We start from the raw sequence: 17,584 nt of genomic DNA on the forward strand, positions 1-17,584 counted from the left end.
AGGGTAACGTCGACGACACGCTACCGTCATCGGTTGCAGTCAATCTATTGCCGAACTTGTATCTCGACATCGTCGACCCGGACATCAGGAGGAAGGACCCATGGAATTTCAGGAATTGAAGGCCTTCGTGGCCCGTCACGACAACTTCGAGATTCGCGTTATCGGCCATGCCGGCAGCCGTTTCTACCAGGTCGAACTGGAAGACATCGAGGGACAGCGCTATATGCTGACTCGCCAGGGCAAGCCGGTGCTGTTTCGCGCGCTGGATGACGTCTACCTGGAGCTCAAGCGCGCCGGTATCCACCGTGCCTACCTGGTCCAGCAGGTGCCCCACGATGAAGTCGTCGGTCGCGAGACCCACTACCAGGATCCGCTCACCTCGCGCATGCCGCTGGTCTTCTGATCCTATTCCTTGTCCCTGACCTGCTGCCGCTGTTGTAGCCAACGCCCCAGGCGCAGGCGGCGGCGGGCAAACCATCGATATCCCGCATCCATCATTCCCTTCACCCCCGGAAGGGTGCTCAGCCAAACCAGCCGGCGATAGCCCAGTACCGCATAGAGCGCGCGGCTGGCATCCATGCCGATGTACCAGCGACCCTCCGCATCGTGGACATGAAGCCGACCCATCATCGCCTCGAGGCTTGTGCCCAGCGACGCGGCATCGAAGTCCGGTGCCTGTATATCCACCAGCCTGATGCGCGCGCGGTGCGGATGGCCTTCCAGCCAGGCGACCTCGCGCTGGCACAGCGGGCAGTGACCATCGTGATAGAGCGTCGCTGGGGCGCAGGCCTCGAGGGTATCGTCTCGTGTCATGGTGTCGTCTCCTGAGTGGCGTCGTAGCCTGCCAGATGCTCGCCATGCCCGTAGGCAGGCGCGGTCTCGAGCTCCGCCAGGAAGGCATCGGCCTGCTCGCGCATGGCCGCCCGCTTGTCATCGTTCATGCGCCGCAGGCTGCCGTAGATCAGCTTCATGCGCGGGTTGCCGCTCAGGGTGTCGGCATGACGCTCGAGAAAGGCCCAGTAGAGGCTGTTGAAGGGGCAGGCATCGGGCCCCGTCACCTGCTTCGGGTTGAAGCGGCAGTGCCGGCAGTGGTCCGACATGCGATCGATGTACTTTCCCGAAGCGCAGTAGGGCTTGGAGCCCATCAGTCCGCCATCGGCATGCAGCACCATGCCCAGGGTGTTGGGCAGCTCCACCCACTCGCAGGCATCGGCATAGACGGCCAGGTACCAGTCGCACAGTGCCTCGGGCGCCACGTCGCAGAGCAGTGCGAAGTTGCCGGTGACCATCAGCCGCTGGATATGGTGGGCATAGGCATGGTCGCGCGTCATCTCGATGGCGCGCTTCAGGCAGTGCAGGTCCGTGTCACCGCTCCAGTAGAAGGCCGGAAGGCCGCGGCTCGTCACCAAGGCATTGCGTCGCTTGTAGTCGGGCATTCGGGTCCAGTAGAGACCGCGCACATACTCCCGCCAACCCAGCACCTGGCGGATGTAGCCCTCGACGGAATTGAGCGGTGCACGCCCCTCACGGTATTCGCGCTCGACTGCCTCGCACACCTCGCGGGGTGAGAGCAGGCCAAGGTTGAGGGCCGCGGAGAGCCGTGAATGGAAGAGGAAGGGGTCGGTGTCACTGATCGCGTCCTGAAAACGGCCGAAGTCGGGGAGCAGGTGTTCGAGAAAATGGCGCAGGTCACCCAGCGCCTGACGGCGCGTGACCGGCCAGTGGAAGTTCTCCAGATTGCCGAAATGCGTGGGAAAATGCTCCGCCACCAGCGCCATTACGTCATCCGTGACGGCGTCATGACGGTGGTGCGGCGGTTCGGGAACCGCCAGCGATTCGGGCAGCGGCTCGCGGTTGTCATGGTCGAAGTTCCACTGACCCCCTGCCGGCTGATCATCCTCCATCAGCAGGCCGGTTCGCTTGCGCATCAGCCGATAGAAGTGCTCCATGCGGGGTGCCTTGCGACCCTGGGCCCAGGCGGCAAAGTCCTCCGGCGTGGTGAAGAAGCGGTCATCCTCGATCAGCCGCCAGGGTAGGGCGGCGTGCTCGCGCTGGCGCATCGCCTGCCACAGCCGCCACTCGCCGGGGCGCACCACGCGGACCTCGTCGCAGCCGTACAGGCCGGCCAGGCGCTCCGCCTCGCTGACCAGTGTCTGCGCATTGTCCGGGTCGTCCAGGACGCTGTAGTGCACCCGGTGGCCCCGGTCGCGAAGCTCGGTGGCAAAATGGCGCATGGCGGAGAGGATAAGGGCGATCTTCTGGTGATGATGGGGGACATAGGAGCTTTCGGCGGCCACCTCGCACAGCGCCACTACCCCGCCTTCCGGCAGGCCGCGCAGGCTGGCCAAGTCGTGACTCAGCTGGTCGCCCAGCAGCAGCACCAGGGGTCGGGGCATGATCCTTGTCTCAAGCTGTACAAATCATTTACATAGTACAACTTCATCCCCCTCCGGGCGAGCGGGCTGATAAACTCTATCCATCAGCGATCAGAAGGAGTTCCCGAATGACCCCACCGAACCCGGACAAGGCGTCCCGAGACCTGGATTCGCCGGGCAGCGGCCGGCTGGCCCATGCCCCGGCCGATCATCCGCCGATGCCGCGAAAGAAGGTCGGCGTGGTGCTGGCCAACCTGGGCACGCCGGATGCCACCGACTACTGGTCGATGCGTCGTTATCTGAGCGAGTTCCTTTCCGACAAGCGGGTGGTCGACTACCCGGACTGGAAATGGCAGCCGCTGCTGCAGCTGATCATCCTCTCGCGCCGCCCCTTCAAGTCCGGCGAGGCCTATCGCGGCATCTGGAACACCGAGAAGAACGAAAGCCCGCTGCTGACCACGACGCGTGACCAGACCCGCAAGATTGCCGAGGGAGTGCACGCAGCTTATGGGCAGGATGTGGTGGTGGACTTCTGCATGCGCTACGGCAATCCCTCCACCGACAGCGTGCTGAAGCGCATGCAGGCCGCGGGCTGCGAACGGATCCTGTTCTTCCCGCTCTATCCACAGTACGCCTCACCGACCACGGCCACGGCCAACGACCAGGCCTTTCGCACCCTGATGAAGCTCAAGTGGCAGCCGGCGATTCGCACGGTGCCCGCCTATTTCGAACACCCGCAGTACCTCGACGCCCTGGCCAGTTCGGTGCGCGAGGCCTATGACGCCGCCGAAACGCCGCCCGAGGTCCTGGTTGCCTCCTACCATGGCGTTCCCAAGCGCTATCTGCTGGAGGGCGACCCCTACCACTGCCAGTGCCAGAAGACCACGCGCCTGCTGCGCGAGCGACTCGGCTGGGAGGAGGAGGCGATCCAGACCGCCTTCCAGTCCAAGTTTGGCCCCGAGGAGTGGGTGGGGCCAGCGACCGTGGAGCACGTCGCCGAGCTGGCCCGACAGGGCAAGAAGCACATCGCGGTGGTGTCGCCGGCCTTCTCGTCGGACTGTGTGGAGACCCTGGAGGAGATCGAGGAGGAAATTCGCGATAGCTTCCTGGCGGCGGGTGGCGAGACATTCACCTATATCCCGTGCCTGAATGACCGCGATGACCATATTGCCGCGCTGCTCTCGATCATCGACAACGAACTGGGCGGCTGGGTCTAGGTCCCGTCAGCCGTGGCCGCGATCCGGGTGCGGCACCGGCTTCTCGCCGATCTCCTCGTCGCGGAGCTCGGGCGGGTTGCCCCGGGTCTTGTCCTCATGGCGCAGCTGCAGGTGCAGGCCGGTCTTGGCCATCAGGTGAGCGCTGACCGGGGCGGTGATGAACAGGAATAGCGTGATCAGCATCTCCTGGATGTCGGGTTTGCCGTCGATCACCCAGAAATAGAGCATCGAAGCCGCGAGCATGCAGCCGATCCCCAGGGTGGTGGCCTTGGTGGGCCCGTGCAGGCGCATGTAGAAGTCGCGCAGGTGGGCCATGCCCAACGAGCCGATGAAGGCGAAGGCACCGCCGGCGATCAGCAGGAAGGCGATCACGCCCTCGAGGAGCACATAGAATGTCATGGGGCCTCCTATTCGATGATGTCGCCACGCAGCAGGTACTTGCAGACCGCCACGGTACTGATGAAACCGAGCATGGCGATCAGTAGCGCCGACTCGAAGTAGGTCTTGGTATTCAGCCACAGACCCATCAGCACGATCAGCGCGATGGAATTCACGTACATGGTATCCAGCGCCAGGATCCGGTCCGGCATGTCCGGCCCCACGGTCAGGCGATAGACATTGAGCAGCAGGGCGGCCACCACCAGGGCCATGCTGGTCCACAGGGCAAGGTCTAGCATTCGTAGATCTCCTTCAGCGGCCGCTCGTAGCGTTCGCGGATATGCGCGATCAGCGCCTCCTCATCCTCCACGTCCAGGGCGTGGATCAATAGCGTCCGGCCGTCCAGGCGCAGGTTGGCCGATACCGTACCCGGCGTCAGGCTGATGGTGTTGGCCAGCAGCGTGATGGTGAAGCGATCCTCCAGCATCAGTGGGTATTCCACGAAATGGGGCCGCAGCCGGCGAAAGGGATTGACGATCATCCAGGCCACCTCGATGTTGGCGATGAGGATGTCGCCAAGCACGCGCACCACGAAGCGCAGCAGTAGCCAGGGTCGGCCTACATGGGGCTGGGCATCCCAGAAGCGGTGGGTGGCCAGCGGTATCACTATCGCCAGGAAACCGCCCAGCAGAAACTGACCGAAGGCGGTGCTGCGTACCAGCAGCAGCCAGACTGCCAGCAGCAGGATCGACAGCAGAGGGGTCGGCAGCCAGGGACGGGGCTTGATCATGGCGTGCCTCCGGCATCATTCAGCAGGGCGTTGACCACCGCCTGGGGATTGGCCAGTTGGTCGGCGGTGGCTTGGGTGTAGTCGCTGACCGGACCGGCCAGGACCACCAGCAGCGGTGAGGCGCCCAGCAGCCAGGCAACCCCGAACCACTGGCGACGCGGCAGGGGCACGCCCATCGGCTCCCCCTGGCTACGCCAGAAGAGCGTGGAGCCGGCCCGCGACAGGGCGACCAGCGCACACAGGCCGGTGCCCAGCAGGATCGGCCACAGCCAGGCACGCTGGCTACCCTCGGCGGCCGCCATCATCAGCGCCTTGCCGATGGCCCCGGACAGCGGCGGCAGGCCGGCGACCGCCACGGCACCGACGAAGAACAGCCCGGCCAGCCAGCCGCCCTGGAGCAGCGGGCGGCCCCTGACCAGGCGCGTTCCGGCCTTGCCGCGCTGCAGGCCGATCAGTTCGGCCAGCAGGAAGAGCCCGCCGGTGATCAGGGTGGTGTGCACCAGATAGTAGAGCAGGGCGGAAACGGCGGCCGGCGAGCCCATCCCGATGCCGGCCAGCAGGGTGCCCACCGAGACCAGCACCAGATAGGCGACCAGAAGCCGCAGGTCGCGGGCGGCCATTACCCCGATCCCGGCCGCCACCAGAGTGCCCAGCGACAGCCACCATACCCAGGCCTGCTCGAGGTTCGCCAGCGGCCCGGCGTGTTCGCCGAAGACCAGCGAATAGACCCGCAGGATGGCGTAGATACCGACCTTGGTCATGATGGCGAAGAGCGCTGCCACCGGTGCCGGGGCGGCGGCGTAGGCCCGCGGCAACCAGAAGTAGAGTGGCAGGATCGCCGCCTTGAGCCCGAACACCACCAGCAGCATCAGGCCTCCGGCGGTCACCAAGCCAGCCCGCTCGGCGGGCAGCTCGCCGAGGCGCACCGCCATGTCGGCCATGTTGAGGGTGCCGGTGGCGCCATAGAGTACGCCCACGGCGATCAGGAACAGCGAGGAACCGGCCAGGTTGAGCACCACGTAGTGGACCCCGGCCTGGATGCGCGCCTTGCCGCCGCCGTGCAGCAGCAGGGCGTAGGAGGCCAGCAGCAACACCTCGAAGAACACGAAGAGGTTGAAGAGGTCACCGGTGAGGAAGGCGCCGTTGATGCCCATCAGTTGCCACTGGAAGAGGCCGTGGAAGTTGCTGCCGCGCTCGTCGTCGCCGGCACAGGCGAACACCACCGCCCCCAGAGCGAGCACCGCGGTGAGCAGTATCATCATCGCCGAGAGGCGGTCGAGGACCAGCACGATGCCGAAGGGCGGCTGCCAGTCCCCCAGTGCGTAGTAGGTGACCTCGCCGCCGGCGGCACGGGCCACCAGGGCAATGCCGACGACCACGAGCAGCGCCGTGGCGATGACCCCGACCAGGCGCTTGGCCCGGGTGGCCCCCTGGCGGCGATAGAGCAGCAGGATGCCGGCGACCAGCGGCAGCACCACGGGCAGGACGATCAGATGCTGCATCACGGGCGATCCTCCCCGTCTTCATGGTGGCGGCCATCGACATGGTCGTTGCCCGCCTCGCTGCGGGCACGCATGGCCAGGATCACCACGAAGGCGGTCATGGCGAAGCCGATCACGATGGCAGTGAGCACCAGCGCCTGGGGTAGCGGGTCGGCATAGTTCGATGGCCCGTCGAGGATGGCAGCCCCGTCGGTGGTCAGCCCCCCCATGGAGAACAGGAAGAGGTTGACCGCATAGGAGAGCAGGGTAAGGCCGACCACCACCGGGAAGGTTCGGCCACGCAAGACCAGGTAGAGCCCGCAGGCGGTCAGCACGCCGGTGGTGATGGCGTAGAGGCTTTCCATCAGCGTTTCTCCTTGCCGGGTCGCGAAGTGGGAGCGGTGTCGAAGCTTTCGGAGGCTTCCTTGGCCGGACGGTGGGGCGTGGTGACCTTGCCCAGATTGGCGAGGATCATCAGCGTGGCCCCCACCACGGCGAGATAGACGCCGAGGTCGAAGATCATGGCGGTGGCCAGTTCGAACTTCCCGACCAGCGGCAGGCTGAAATAGCTGAAGGCCGAAGTCAGGAAGGGATGGCCGAAAAGCCAGCTGCCCAGCCCCGTGAAGGTGGCGACGGCCACCCCGGCAATTGCCACGGGTTGATAGGGGAAGTCGAGGCGCTGTTGGACCCAGTCCACGCCGCGGGCCATGTAGAGCAGGATCAGTGCCACGGCGGTGACCAGCCCGGCGATGAAGCCGCCGCCGGGCTGGTTGTGGCCACGCAGGAAGATGAAGGCCGACACCAGCAGGGCCAGCGGCAGCAGCGCCATGGAGATGGAGGTGAGGATCGCCGGATAGCGATCCGGTGACCAGAGTCGACCCTTGCCGTCACTATGCGGAATGAACAGCCGCAGCCGATTGAGCAGCTTGAAGATCGCCAGACCTGCCAGGGCCAGCACGGTGATCTCGCCCAGGGTATCGAAGCCGCGGAAGTCCACCAGGATGACGTTGACCACGTTGTGGCCGCCGCCGCCGGGCACGCTGTTCTCCAGGAAGAAACCGGAGATGGGCGCATTGTCACGGGTCAACACTGCATAGTTGAGGCTGGCGACCACCATGCCCAGGGCGCCGGCCAGTAACACGTCTCGCAGACTGCGGCGATTCGAGGACTCCCGAGGCGTCTTCTGGGGCAGGAAGAACAGCGCCAGCATCAGCAGGATCATGGTCACCACCTCCACCGAGAGCTGAGTCAGTGCCAGGTCGGGCGCAGAGAAACGGGCGAAGGTAAGGGCGACGACCAGCCCCACCACCGAGAGCATCAGCAGCGAAATCAGGCGGAAGCGGTGGGTAGCGGCCGTGGCAATGCCGCCGAAGATCAGCAGCCCGGCCCCCAGCAGCAGGACGCCGTCGAGAGGCTGGTTTTCCAGCTCACCGCCGAGCCCGCTCATGCGCGCCAGGCCCAGGCCGCCCATCAACAGGGCAGCGAGCAGCAGCCAGGTCATGTAGCGCTGCAGCGAGCCCCCGTCGAACCAGGCCAGACCCGTTTCGGCGCTGCGCCCCAGGCGCTGCACGGCGGCTTCGAACACCAGGCGGGCATCCACCGGACGAAACCCCTTGAGGAAGCGGCGCAGGTCGGGATGGCGCCAGTAGGTCGCGACGCCGGCGACCAGCGCCACCAGGCTCATCAACAGCGGCAGGTTGACGCCGTGCCAGATCGCCAGGTGGAACCCGTACGCCTCGCCCAGTACCGCCTGCAGGGCCAGTCCCAGCAGGCCCTCCGCCAGTACCGGAGCCAGGCCCACGATCACGCATAGCGCCACCAGCAGTTCCACCGGGGCGCGCATCAGCCTTGGTGGTTCATGGGGTGACTTGGGGGGAGCCTCGCGGGCCGGCTTGAAGAAGACCGCATGCACCAGGCGCAGCGAGTAGGCCACCGAGAGGATGCCGCCCAGGGTGGCCAGTACCGGCATCAGCCAGCTGAGCCCGCCCAGCACCGGACTCGCGAGGGTCTCGGTGAAGAACATCTCCTTGGACAGGAAGCCGTTGAGCAGCGGAACCCCGCCCATGGCGGCGCCCGCCACGCTGGTCAGCACCGCGGTGACCGGCATGGCGCGACGCAGCCCGCCCAGCCGGCCCAGTTCCCGGGTGCCGGTCTCGTGGTCGATGATGCCCGCGCTCATGAACAGCGCCGCCTTGAAGGTGGCATGGTTGAGAATGTGGAAGAGCGCCGCGAGCACCGCCATGGGCGTGCCGATTCCCAGCAGCACGGTGATCAGCCCCAGGTGGCTGACCGTGGAGAAGGCCAGGATACCCTTGAGGTCGGTCTTGAGCAGGGCGAACCAGGCCCCGTAAAGCAGGGTGGCCATGCCGACCAGGGAGACGATCACCGACCACAGCTCGCTGCCGGCGATGGCCGGGTGAAGGCGCGCCATCAGGAAGATGCCGGCCTTGACCATGGTCGCCGAATGCAGGTAGGCCGAGACCGGCGTGGGAGCCGCCATGGCATGCGGCAGCCAGAACTGGAAGGGGAACTGGGCCGACTTGGTGAACGCGCCCAGCAGCACCAGCACCAGCATCATGGGATAGCGCGGGTCGGCGAGGATGACATCGCCGCTGGCCAGCACTTCGTTCATGTCGTAGCTGCCGACCATGTCCCCCAGCAGCAGCAGGCCGGCGAGCAGTGCCAGGCCGCCGGCGCCGGTCACGGTCAGCGCCATGCGTGCCCCCTTGCGGGCATCGCTGCGGTGCGACCAGAAGCCGATCAGCAGAAACGAGGAGATGCTGGTGAGTTCCCAGAACAGCCACAGCAGCAGCAGGTTGTCGGCCATCACGATGCCGACCATGGAGGCCATGAACAGGATCAGATAGGCATAGAAACGCCCGAAGGGCTCCTCCGGCGACAGGTAGTAGTGCGCGTAGAGCAGGATCAGCAGGCCGATCCCCACGATCAGCAGGTTGAACAGCACTGAAAGACCGTCCAGCCGAAAGGCTAGGTCCAGGCCCAGGGTGGGCACCCAGCCGATGGCGAAGCGTAGGGTCTCGCCGGCTGCCAGAGCGGGTAGCTGGCCCAGCATCATCAGTAGTGCCAGTGCGGGCAGTACCGCGGTGGCCAGGGAGCAGAAACGGCGCCCGCGTTGCTCGGTGAACGCGGGCACCAACACCCCCAGGAGGGGCAACAGGGCTATCCACAGCAATGTCATCGATCGGTCTTCCTGCGCGGCTCCGGAAACGGGAGGGCGTGGGTTGTCCCGGGGACAGGATGGCGCAAGCGACCTGCGATCGCACCCCGGCTCTGGGTCGGGTCGCCCCCCAAGGCTTGGCTTTCCCACACTCTAACCCAAAGGGGGCACGCTCGCCGCCTCCTTGCCTTTCAACACCTTGTCTCTATAGAGTTGTCAGCTCTACCGGGTGGGGGCGGCGACTGTGCTGCGGACCCCGCCACGACAGGGGAGGGGGCACGATGCAACTTGCCGTGTTGGGAGGATTCGTGGTCGCGGGGATGGCCCCGCTGCTGCATCATTGGTTCGGGGCCCGAACGCCGCTGGTGATGGCCCTGCTGCCCGCCTCCCTGGTAGCCTGGCTGATTGGCCAGTGGTCGGCGATCGCCTCCGGCGATGTCCTGCTGCTGGAGTGGGCCTGGGTGCCCGGGCTCGATATTACCCTGACCTTCCTGATCGACGGTCTTGCCTGGCTGTTCGCCATGCTGATCACGGTGATTGGCACCCTGGTGCTGATCTACTCGGGTGAGTATCTGCGCGGCCATCGCGACCTGCCGCGCTTTCTGGTGGTGATCACCGCCTTCATGATGTCGATGCTCGGCCTGGTGCTGGCCGACAACCTGGTCACGCTCTTCGTGTTCTGGGAGCTCACCAGCGTCACCTCCTACCTGCTGATTGGCTTCAATCACAGCGATCTTGCCGCGCGCAAGGCGGCCCTTCAGGGGCTGCTCGTCACTGCGGGGGGCGGTCTGGCGCTGCTCGCCGGCTTCGCCATGCTGGCAGTAGCCGGTGAGAGCTGGTCGCTCGCTGAGCTCACCGGCCGCGGCGACCTGCTGCGCGAGCATTCGCTCTACACGCCTCTACTGGTCTGTATCCTGATAGGCGCCTTCACCAAGTCGGCCCAGTTCCCCTTCCATTTCTGGCTCCCCAACGCCATGGCGGCTCCCACGCCGGTCTCGGCCTACCTGCATTCGGCGACCATGGTCAAGGCCGGGGTTTACCTTCTCGCTCGGCTGCACCCTGCCCTGGGAGGCACCGATGGCTGGGTGATCACCCTCTCCCTGGTGGGCGCGTTGACCATGGCCACTGGCGCCTTCCTGGCGATTCAGCATACCAACGTCAAGAAACTGCTGGCCTATTCGACGGTGATGGCACTGGGCACCCTGACCATGCTGCTCGGTATTGGATCCGAGGGGGCACTTGTCGCCTTTGTGGTCTTTCTGCTGGGCCACTCGCTCTACAAGGGGTCACTGTTCATGGTAGCCGGCATTCTCGATCACGAGACCGGTACCAAGGATGTCACCGCCATGGGGGGGCTGCGTCGGGTTATGCCGCTCACCGCCGCTGTGGCCGGGCTCGCCGCCCTGTCGCTCGCCGGGTTGCCGCCCCTGCTCGGTTTCGTGGGTAAGGAGCTGATGCTCGAGTCGGTGCTCGCGGCCGATGCCTGGCGACCCCTGATCCTGCTGCTTGCCTTCACGGCGGCTTTCCTGACCCTGGCCGTGGCGGCCATTGTCGCCCTGCGCCCCTTCTTCGGTGCCCCGCGCGAGACCCCCAGGGCGCCCCATGAAGCGCCGCCTGCGATGCTCGTGGGGCCCGCCCTGCTGGCCCTGCTGTCGTTGTTGTTCGGCCTGGCACCGGGCCTGCTGGACTCTCTGGTGTCGGCTACTGTCTCGGGTATCGGCGCGCACGGGGCCGCGGTGCACCTGGCGCTCTGGCACGGGATCAACCTGCCTCTGCTACTGTCCCTGGCGAGCCTGCTGCTGGGCCTGTTCGCCTATCGTCACTGGGACCGCCTGCGGGCAAGACTGGCCCGCCTCGAACCCTTGATGGCCCGCGGCCCCGAGGCCGGCTATGAGGCGCTGATGGCCGGCCTGGTGATCGTGGCCGAGTGGCAGACCCGCATGCTGCAGAACGGCCATATCCGCAACTATCTGGTCATGACCCTGCTGGTGCTGTTGGGCCTGGTCGGTCATGCACTCTTCTTCCGACATACCCTCGAGCTCGATTTCGCCCTTTCGTTCTATCTCCACGAGGCCGTGGTCGCTGGCCTGATGGTCGCCGGTGCCGTGGCGGCCTGTGTCATGCGCTCGCGCCTGGCAGCGGTGGCGGCGCTGGGGGTCATGGGCTTCTCCATCGCCCTGACCTTCGTGCTGTTCAGTGCCCCGGACCTAGCGATCACCCAGCTGCTGGTGGAGACTCTGACGGTGATCCTGCTGGTGCTGGTGCTGTTCCGGCTGCCGCGCTTCGCCACCTTGTCCACACCCGTCGAGCGGCTGCGTGACCTCGGTGTGGCCAGCCTCACCGGCGGCCTGATCACGCTGCTGATGCTCTCGGTGCTCTCCGGCGAGCGGCTGCCGCGGATCTCGGACTACATGGTGGCGAACAGTCAGCCGTTGGGTCACGGCCATAATATCGTCAACGTCATTCTGGTCGACTTCCGGGCGCTGGATACCCTGGGCGAGATGTTCGTCCTGGCGCTGGCCGCCATCGGGGTCTATGCCATGTTGCGTTTCCACGCCGAGGCCTATGATGCCAGGCGCCATGCTCCGCCCTCGGAGAGCGATGATGGTTAGATCAGGGACCCTGATTCTCAATGCCGCGGCGCGACTGCTGCTTCCATTGCAACTGCTCTTCTCGCTTTTCCTGTTGCTTCGGGGGCACGACGAGCCAGGCGGCGGCTTCATCGCCGGCCTGGTGGCGGCGGGGGCCTTTGCCCTTTACCTGTTTGCCTGCGGGCGTCGCGCGCTCAACGAGATGCTCAAGGTGTCGCCCCGCGACCTGATCGCCATGGGACTGCTGCTCGGGGTGCTATCGACACTGCCGGCCTGGTGGGTCGGCGAGCCCTTCTTCACGGCCCAGTGGTGGACCGTCCCGATCATCGACTTCAAGGCTTCGACGCCGCTGATCTTCGATGTGGGTGTCTACCTGGTGGTGGTGGGCTCGGTGCTCACGGCGATCACCGCCCTGGTCAAGACCGATCAGGAAGACGACGAACGCTGAGGAGGCTCCATGGAACCCTTGATGGCCATCACGATCGGCATTCTGTTTGCCGCTGCCATCTATATGATGTTGCGCCGCTCCATCGTCAAGCTGGTGATCGGGCTGATGCTGCTCTCGAATGCCGCCAACCTGCTGATCTTTGCTACGGCGGGCATGGTGCGCGGCGCACCGCCCCTTGTCCCCCAGGGCCTGACGGCGCCCGAAGGCGCGGTGGCCGATCCCCTGCCCCAGGCGCTGGTGCTCACCGCCATCGTCATCGCCTTCGGTGTCCTGTCGTTCGCCGTGGTGCTGGTACGTCGTGCCTGGGAGATTGTGCGTGCCGATGACCTGGACAAGATGAAGGATACCGACACGTGAATCCCCAGATCGCGCTGCCCATCCTCATTCCGCTGCTGGCGGGGGCCGTGTCGCTGGTGTTCTGGCGTTCCCGGAGCATGCAGCGGTTCATTGCCGTCGCCGGTACTGCCGGCCTGTTGCTGACCAGCCTGTGGCTGCTGACCACGGTCAACCGCGACGGCATCCTGGTGATGCACATGGGTGGCTGGCCGGCACCCTTCGGCATCAGCCTGGTGGCCGACCTGCTGGGGGCGATCATGGTGGTGCTGACCGGTATCATCGGCTTTGCCGTGGCGCTCTTCTCTCTGGCCACGGTGGGGCGTGGTCATGAGGCCTACGGCTACTTCCCGCTGATGCACCTGCTGCTGGCCGGTGTCGCCGGGGCCTTTCTCACCGGCGATATCTTCAATCTCTACGTCTGGTTCGAGGTGATGCTGGTGGCTTCCTTCGCGCTGCTGATCCTGGGCAGCGAGAAGGCGCAGATGGAGGGGGCGATCAAGTACGTCACCCTCAACCTGGTCTCCTCGGTGATCTTCCTGGTCGCGGTGGGGCTGCTCTATGGCATGGTGGGCACGCTCAACATGGCCGACATCGCGCGTCGCCTGGCGACCCTGGAGGACAACGGCATGGTCGATGTCCTGGCGATGATGTTCATGGTCGCCTTCGGCATCAAGGCGGCAGCCTTCCCGCTGTTCTTCTGGCTGCCGGCTTCCTATCACACCCCGCCCGTGGCCGTTTCGGCACTGTTCGCCGGTCTGCTGACCAAGGTCGGAGTCTATGCGCTGTTCCGCGTGTTCACGCTGATCTTCAACCAGAGCCCGGGCTATACCCACGAAATTCTGCTGTGGGGAGCGGGATTCACCATGCTCTCCGGGGTGCTGGGGGCGGCGGCACAGTTCGAGTTCCGGCGCATCCTGTCGTTCCATATCGTCAGTCAGATCGGCTACATGATCCTGGGGCTGGCGCTGTTCACCCCCCTGGCGATCATCGGCGGGGTCTTCTACATCATGCACCACATCATCGTGAAGACGAATCTCTTCCTGGTCAGCGGCATCGTCCACCGGCTGCGCGGCACCTACCAGCTCAAGTCGCTGGGTGGCTTCTATCGCACTCATCCCTGGCTGGCCGTGCTGTTCCTGATCCCGGCGCTGTCGCTGGCCGGCATGCCGCCGCTGTCGGGCTTCTTCGCCAAGTTCATCGTGATCCGTGCCGGCATCGAGGCCGAGGCCTACGGGGTAACCTTCATCGCCCTGCTGGTGGGGCTGCTCACCCTCTACTCGATGATCAAGATCTGGGCCGAGGTATTCTGGAAGTCGGCGCCGCCTGAGGGCGACGTCGACCCCTATCCTGAGGTGAATCCGCGCGAGATGTGGCTGATGTCGGCGCCGGTGGTCGGTCTGGCGCTGTGCACCCTGTTCATCGGCCTCAATGCCGAACCCATCTATGCCCTGGCCGAGGCCTCGGCCGGCCAGCTGCTGGCGCCCGAACGCTACATCGAGGCTGTGCTCGGCGAAGCGGGGGAGGTGAGACCATGATCGGTGCCGCCTGGAATCTGCTGCTGGGCTTCGCCTGGATCGTGCTCACCGGCGACTTCAGCGGCCGCAACCTGCTGGCCGGGTTGCTCTTCGGCTACCTGGTGCTGGCGCTGATCCAGCCTCAGATACCGGCGCTGGCCGGGCATGCCCAGCGCTTGCCGCGGTTCATCCGCTTTGTCGGCTTCTTCCTCAAGGAACTGGTGATGGCCAACCTCAAGGTCTCCTACGACATCGTGACCCCGCCCTGGTACATGAAGCCGGGAGTGATCGCCATGCCCCTCAAGGCCGGCACCGAGTTCGAGATCGCCTTCGTCGCCAATCTGATCTCGCTGACTCCGGGGACCCTTAGCCTGGATGTCTCCGATGATCGCCGCGTGCTTTACATCCATGCCATGTTTCTGGATGACGAACCGGAGTTAAGGCGCAGCCTGGCGGAGCTGGAGCGCCGGGCACTGGAACTGTTTCACTGATCAAAGGAGATGGCCACGTGTCTAACGTGATCCTGCTGAGCCTGGCGGTGATGAGCCTGGCCCTGTGCCTGGCCTTCGTGCGTCTGTTTCGTGGTCCCAGCCTGCCGGATCGAGTGGTGGCACTGGAGCTCTTCTCGTCGATCCTGGTCGGCATCATCGGGGTGGTCGCCATTGCCACTGACGTGCCGAGCCTGCTGGATGTGGCCATCGTCATGGCGCTGATGGCGTTCATGGCGGCGATCGGCTTCGCCCGCTTCCTGGAGCGTGGAGGGCCACGGGATGATTGAGTTCCTCAAGGGCGGCCTGATACTGGCCGGGTCGATCTTCATGTTCCTGGCGGCCCTCGGCGTGGTTCGCCTGCCCGACCTGCTGACCCGCATGCACGCCACCACCAAGGCCGCGACCCTGGGGGCTACCCTGATCATGCTGGCGGTAGCGCTGCACTTCGCTCAGGTGGCAGTGGTGGCGCGGGCCTTTGGCGTGATCCTCTTCATCATGATGACCGCACCGGTGGCGGCCCATGTGATCGGTCGGGCAGGCTATTTCGTCGGCTCCCGGCTGTGGGAGGGGACGCTCAAGGATGAACTCAAGCCCAACTACGACCCCTTGACCCATGAACTCAAGAGCGGCAGGGAGACCGAGCGCAACGCCCGCCGCGAGCCCGGGGGGACGGACGACTCCTGAGTCGGGACAATCAGGGTCTGTCATTGCGGGGCCGCCTTCGGGCGGCCCGTTTTATTGAGCACCTCCTGTTTCGTTGGCGAAACCGTGGATAGCGGCAGGCGACACTTAGTTGTACAAATACTGTACCATTATTTCTTCCCTGTTCACTTTTGAGGTTGCTCTCCATGCACCGCAAGCCGCATCTCCCCCAAAAGGTCTGCGCGCACTGCGCCCGCTCCTTTGCCTGGCGACGGAAGTGGGCGCGATGCTGGGAGGAGGTTCGCCACTGTAGCGAGCGCTGCCGCCGCCAGGGGAAACGCCAGGAGAGATCGCTATGAGCCGTATGCTGGTGTGGCTGCGCAGTGATCTGCGTCTGGCCGACAATCCCCTGTTCCACTTTTCCACGTCACCCGAGTCGTTGCTGTGCGTCTTCGTTCTGGATGATGCCTGGCTCGATCCTCTGCCCGGGCTAGAGGCCTCTCGTATAGGGTCGGCCCGACTGCGCTTCCTCTGGGAGAGCCTGATCGCCCTGCGCGGCGAACTGCTCAAGCGTGGCAGTGACCTGCTGGTGCGCATCGGCACTCCTGCCGAGGCGGTTGCCGAGCTGGCCGAGACCCACGATATCGACGAAGTGCGGGTGCGCGCCGATGCGGGCTGGGAGGAGCGGCAGGCCAGCGTGCGGCTGGCCGAGCGGTTGGGCAAACAGGTGACCCTGACGTGTCATGACGGCGGTACGCTGCTTGACGAAACCTCCCTGCCCATGGAGGTGGAGGATATTCCCGCCAGTTTCTCGGCGTTTCGGCGCAAGGTGGAGCGTCGCTGGACGATCCCTGTGGCGGCTCCCGCGCCGGTGACCCTGCCCGGCTGGCCGGCCAACGCACCGCGAGGCTTCCCGTCCCTGGGCAAGGTCTGTGACCGCGCGGCCGCCTGGGCACCGGATGCGCGCGCTGGCTTTGCCTTTGCCGGGGGTGAGGCGTCGGCTCGGGCGCGACTCGAGCATTATCTGTGGGAGAGCGGCGCCGTGGCGGACTACAAGCAGACCCGCAATGGCCTTGCCGGCGCCGATTTCTCCACTCGGCTCTCGCCCTGGCTGGCTCACGGCTGCCTGTCGGCGCGCCAGGTCCATGATGAGGTGCGTGCCTGGGAGGCCAGGCACGGGGCCAACGAGTCGAGCTACTGGGTGATTTTCGAACTGCTGTGGCGTGACTATTTCCACTGGGCGGCGCGGCAGGAAGGTGCCTCTCTGTTCGGTGGGCGAGAACTACCGGCGCCTGACGAGGACTTTCGCGCCTGGTGCGATGGCCGTACCGGGGTTCCCTTCGTGGATGCCGCCATGCGCGAGCTTTCCGCTACCGGTTGGCTCTCGAATCGGGCGCGCCAGAACGCGGCGAGCTTCCTGGTGCGTCACTTGTCGGGGGACTGGCGTCTAGGCGCGGCCTGGTTCGAGCACTGCCTGATCGATTACGACGTGGCCAGCAACTGGGGCAACTGGCGCTACCTGGCCGGGGTGGGGCGCGACGCCCGGCCGCGTGCCCTGGATGTCCACGATCAGGCCGGGCGCTACGATCCCGACGGCAACTATGCGGCGCTCTGGGCGCCTGCCGTCGCTGCCCATGGAGAGGGGCCGTGATGCGTGCCACGATTCCATCCCTGGCACTGTGGCTCGGCCTGGCCGGCCTGCTGCCCTTTCTGGTGAGTGTGTCGGTGGCGTGGCTGGCGCCCATCGCATGGCAGATGTTCGCCATTGAAGCCTTTCTCTACTACAGCGCAGTGATTCTGTCGTTCCTCGGCGGTATCCAGTGGGGCGTGGCCATGTCGCTGGAGACAGTGGGCAGCACTGGCTTTCGCATCCGTCTGTTGCTGAGTATGGTGCCGAGCCTGATCGCCTGGCCGGCATTACTGCTTCATCCGCTCACCGGAGCCTGGGTGCTGGCCATCGGCTTCGTGCTGGTGCGTTTCCATGAACTCTCCCTGCATGGCAGAGCGGAGCTGCCGGATTGGTACCAGTCCTTGCGTCTGCACCTCACGCTGATCGTGCTGGCCAGCCACGCGCTGTTGATCTGGCGGCTCTGGGGAGGTTGAGCGGGCTGGCCTGGCGGCCGGTTCTGGGCGATGATCGTTC

The 17,584-nt window shown here is 65.5% G+C and carries 20 protein-coding genes; 12 read left to right on the plus strand and 8 right to left on the minus strand.

Annotated elements, in window-relative coordinates; genetic code table 11:
- Positions 1 to 100 precede the first annotated feature (100 nt).
- Positions 101 to 403: a DUF6482 family protein gene (locus tag HALO32_RS07445; RefSeq protein ID WP_151443163.1), complete on the plus strand. Its 303-nt coding sequence runs from the start codon at positions 101 to 103 to the stop codon at positions 401 to 403.
- A gap of 2 nt (positions 404 to 405) precedes the next feature.
- Here HALO32_RS07445 and HALO32_RS07450 read toward each other — a convergent pair whose 3' ends face one another.
- The gene (locus tag HALO32_RS07450) at positions 406 to 813 is read right to left on the minus strand and encodes a thiol-disulfide oxidoreductase DCC family protein (protein WP_151443164.1); all 408 of its coding nucleotides are present in this window, start codon (positions 811 to 813) and stop codon (positions 406 to 408) included.
- Positions 810 to 2,396 carry a cryptochrome/photolyase family protein gene (locus tag HALO32_RS07455; protein ID WP_151443165.1) on the minus strand — a complete coding sequence of 529 codons (1,587 nt, stop codon included), beginning with the start codon at positions 2,394 to 2,396 and terminating at the stop codon, positions 810 to 812. The genes HALO32_RS07450 and HALO32_RS07455 overlap by 4 nt, the downstream gene beginning before the upstream one ends.
- 107 nt (positions 2,397 to 2,503) lie before the next feature.
- Here HALO32_RS07455 and hemH point away from each other — a divergent pair, with 107 nt between their 5' ends.
- Positions 2,504 to 3,592 (plus strand): ferrochelatase, encoded by a 1,089-nt coding sequence (hemH, locus tag HALO32_RS07460; protein WP_151443166.1) that lies wholly within the window; start codon positions 2,504 to 2,506, stop codon positions 3,590 to 3,592.
- 6 nt (positions 3,593 to 3,598) lie between these two features.
- On the opposite strand, the gene HALO32_RS07465 is transcribed toward hemH, so the two are convergent.
- The 6 genes from HALO32_RS07465 to HALO32_RS07490 are packed head-to-tail and all read right to left on the minus strand — an operon-like array spanning position 3,599 to position 9,440.
- The gene (locus HALO32_RS07465; RefSeq protein ID WP_151443167.1) at positions 3,599 to 3,991 is read right to left on the minus strand and encodes a Na+/H+ antiporter subunit G; all 393 of its coding nucleotides are present in this window, start codon (positions 3,989 to 3,991) and stop codon (positions 3,599 to 3,601) included.
- 8 nt (positions 3,992 to 3,999) lie between these two features.
- Positions 4,000 to 4,269 carry a K+/H+ antiporter subunit F gene (locus tag HALO32_RS07470; protein WP_151443168.1) on the minus strand — a complete coding sequence of 90 codons (270 nt, stop codon included), beginning with the start codon at positions 4,267 to 4,269 and terminating at the stop codon, positions 4,000 to 4,002.
- Positions 4,263 to 4,760: a Na+/H+ antiporter subunit E gene (locus tag HALO32_RS07475; protein ID WP_151443169.1), complete on the minus strand. Its 498-nt coding sequence runs from the start codon at positions 4,758 to 4,760 to the stop codon at positions 4,263 to 4,265. Before HALO32_RS07475 ends, HALO32_RS07470 begins: the two co-directional genes overlap by 7 nt.
- Entirely contained in the window at positions 4,757 to 6,265 is a 1,509-nt protein-coding gene (locus HALO32_RS07480) for a monovalent cation/H+ antiporter subunit D (protein ID WP_151443170.1), read from the minus strand. Before HALO32_RS07480 ends, HALO32_RS07475 begins: the two co-directional genes overlap by 4 nt.
- A complete protein-coding gene (locus tag HALO32_RS07485) occupies positions 6,262 to 6,606 on the minus strand; it encodes a Na+/H+ antiporter subunit C (protein ID WP_151443171.1) in 345 nt (114 codons plus the stop codon). Before HALO32_RS07485 ends, HALO32_RS07480 begins: the two co-directional genes overlap by 4 nt.
- Complete coding sequence (locus tag HALO32_RS07490) at positions 6,606 to 9,440, minus strand: monovalent cation/H+ antiporter subunit A (RefSeq protein WP_151443172.1); 2,835 nt, start codon at positions 9,438 to 9,440, stop codon at positions 6,606 to 6,608. Before HALO32_RS07490 ends, HALO32_RS07485 begins: the two co-directional genes overlap by 1 nt.
- Positions 9,441 to 9,700: 260 nt before the next feature.
- Between HALO32_RS07490 and HALO32_RS07495 the strand changes: the two genes are divergently transcribed.
- From HALO32_RS07495 to HALO32_RS07540, 10 genes are all read left to right on the plus strand, one after another.
- Positions 9,701 to 12,031 carry a putative monovalent cation/H+ antiporter subunit A gene (locus tag HALO32_RS07495; protein WP_151443173.1) on the plus strand — a complete coding sequence of 777 codons (2,331 nt, stop codon included), beginning with the start codon at positions 9,701 to 9,703 and terminating at the stop codon, positions 12,029 to 12,031.
- Positions 12,024 to 12,458 carry a Na+/H+ antiporter subunit B gene (locus tag HALO32_RS07500; protein ID WP_151443174.1) on the plus strand — a complete coding sequence of 145 codons (435 nt, stop codon included), beginning with the start codon at positions 12,024 to 12,026 and terminating at the stop codon, positions 12,456 to 12,458. Before HALO32_RS07495 ends, HALO32_RS07500 begins: the two co-directional genes overlap by 8 nt.
- A gap of 9 nt (positions 12,459 to 12,467) precedes the next feature.
- Positions 12,468 to 12,815 carry a Na+/H+ antiporter subunit C gene (locus tag HALO32_RS07505; protein WP_151443175.1) on the plus strand — a complete coding sequence of 116 codons (348 nt, stop codon included), beginning with the start codon at positions 12,468 to 12,470 and terminating at the stop codon, positions 12,813 to 12,815.
- Complete coding sequence (locus HALO32_RS07510) at positions 12,812 to 14,329, plus strand: Na+/H+ antiporter subunit D (RefSeq protein ID WP_151443176.1); 1,518 nt, start codon at positions 12,812 to 12,814, stop codon at positions 14,327 to 14,329. The genes HALO32_RS07505 and HALO32_RS07510 overlap by 4 nt, the downstream gene beginning before the upstream one ends.
- On the plus strand, positions 14,326 to 14,799 hold the full coding sequence (locus HALO32_RS07515; RefSeq protein WP_151443177.1) for a Na+/H+ antiporter subunit E: 474 nt from the start codon (positions 14,326 to 14,328) through the stop codon (positions 14,797 to 14,799). The genes HALO32_RS07510 and HALO32_RS07515 overlap by 4 nt, the downstream gene beginning before the upstream one ends.
- Before the next feature lie 17 nt (positions 14,800 to 14,816).
- Positions 14,817 to 15,086 (plus strand): monovalent cation/H+ antiporter complex subunit F, encoded by a 270-nt coding sequence (locus HALO32_RS07520; RefSeq protein ID WP_151443178.1) that lies wholly within the window; start codon positions 14,817 to 14,819, stop codon positions 15,084 to 15,086.
- Complete coding sequence (gene mnhG / locus HALO32_RS07525) at positions 15,079 to 15,483, plus strand: monovalent cation/H(+) antiporter subunit G (protein ID WP_151443179.1); 405 nt, start codon at positions 15,079 to 15,081, stop codon at positions 15,481 to 15,483. The genes HALO32_RS07520 and mnhG overlap by 8 nt, the downstream gene beginning before the upstream one ends.
- A gap of 164 nt (positions 15,484 to 15,647) precedes the next feature.
- A complete protein-coding gene (locus HALO32_RS07530) occupies positions 15,648 to 15,800 on the plus strand; it encodes a DUF2256 domain-containing protein (RefSeq protein ID WP_151443180.1) in 153 nt (50 codons plus the stop codon).
- Positions 15,797 to 17,092, plus strand: a complete 1,296-nt coding sequence (locus HALO32_RS07535; RefSeq protein WP_151443181.1) for a DASH family cryptochrome — start codon at positions 15,797 to 15,799, stop codon at positions 17,090 to 17,092. The genes HALO32_RS07530 and HALO32_RS07535 overlap by 4 nt, the downstream gene beginning before the upstream one ends.
- Positions 17,092 to 17,544, plus strand: a complete 453-nt coding sequence (locus HALO32_RS07540; RefSeq protein WP_151443236.1) for a DUF3429 domain-containing protein — start codon at positions 17,092 to 17,094, stop codon at positions 17,542 to 17,544. The genes HALO32_RS07535 and HALO32_RS07540 overlap by 1 nt, the downstream gene beginning before the upstream one ends.
- Positions 17,545 to 17,584: the final 40 nt, after the last annotated feature.

Source organism: Halomonas lysinitropha, assembly GCF_902500215.1.
GTDB lineage: Bacteria > Pseudomonadota > Gammaproteobacteria > Pseudomonadales > Halomonadaceae > Halomonas > Halomonas lysinitropha.

Excerpts from the sequence above, each read along its gene's own strand:
- HALO32_RS07445 (WP_151443163.1), top strand. The coding sequence starts at position 101 with ATGGAATTTCAGGAATTGAAGGCCTTCGTGGCCCGTCACGACAACTTC.
- HALO32_RS07450 (WP_151443164.1), bottom strand. The coding sequence starts at position 813 with ATGACACGAGACGATACCCTCGAGGCCTGCGCCCCAGCGACGCTCTAT.
- HALO32_RS07455 (WP_151443165.1), bottom strand. The coding sequence starts at position 2,396 with ATGCCCCGACCCCTGGTGCTGCTGCTGGGCGACCAGCTGAGTCACGAC.
- hemH (WP_151443166.1), top strand. The coding sequence starts at position 2,504 with ATGACCCCACCGAACCCGGACAAGGCGTCCCGAGACCTGGATTCGCCG.
- HALO32_RS07465 (WP_151443167.1), bottom strand. The coding sequence starts at position 3,991 with ATGACATTCTATGTGCTCCTCGAGGGCGTGATCGCCTTCCTGCTGATC.
- HALO32_RS07470 (WP_151443168.1), bottom strand. The coding sequence starts at position 4,269 with ATGCTAGACCTTGCCCTGTGGACCAGCATGGCCCTGGTGGTGGCCGCC.
- HALO32_RS07475 (WP_151443169.1), bottom strand. The coding sequence starts at position 4,760 with ATGATCAAGCCCCGTCCCTGGCTGCCGACCCCTCTGCTGTCGATCCTG.
- HALO32_RS07485 (WP_151443171.1), bottom strand. The coding sequence starts at position 6,606 with ATGGAAAGCCTCTACGCCATCACCACCGGCGTGCTGACCGCCTGCGGG.
- HALO32_RS07490 (WP_151443172.1), bottom strand. The coding sequence starts at position 9,440 with ATGACATTGCTGTGGATAGCCCTGTTGCCCCTCCTGGGGGTGTTGGTG.
- HALO32_RS07495 (WP_151443173.1), top strand. The coding sequence starts at position 9,701 with ATGCAACTTGCCGTGTTGGGAGGATTCGTGGTCGCGGGGATGGCCCCG.
- HALO32_RS07500 (WP_151443174.1), top strand. The coding sequence starts at position 12,024 with ATGGTTAGATCAGGGACCCTGATTCTCAATGCCGCGGCGCGACTGCTG.
- HALO32_RS07505 (WP_151443175.1), top strand. The coding sequence starts at position 12,468 with ATGGAACCCTTGATGGCCATCACGATCGGCATTCTGTTTGCCGCTGCC.
- HALO32_RS07515 (WP_151443177.1), top strand. The coding sequence starts at position 14,326 with ATGATCGGTGCCGCCTGGAATCTGCTGCTGGGCTTCGCCTGGATCGTG.
- mnhG (WP_151443179.1), top strand. The coding sequence starts at position 15,079 with ATGATTGAGTTCCTCAAGGGCGGCCTGATACTGGCCGGGTCGATCTTC.
- HALO32_RS07530 (WP_151443180.1), top strand. The coding sequence starts at position 15,648 with ATGCACCGCAAGCCGCATCTCCCCCAAAAGGTCTGCGCGCACTGCGCC.
- HALO32_RS07535 (WP_151443181.1), top strand. The coding sequence starts at position 15,797 with ATGAGCCGTATGCTGGTGTGGCTGCGCAGTGATCTGCGTCTGGCCGAC.
- HALO32_RS07540 (WP_151443236.1), top strand. The coding sequence starts at position 17,092 with ATGCGTGCCACGATTCCATCCCTGGCACTGTGGCTCGGCCTGGCCGGC.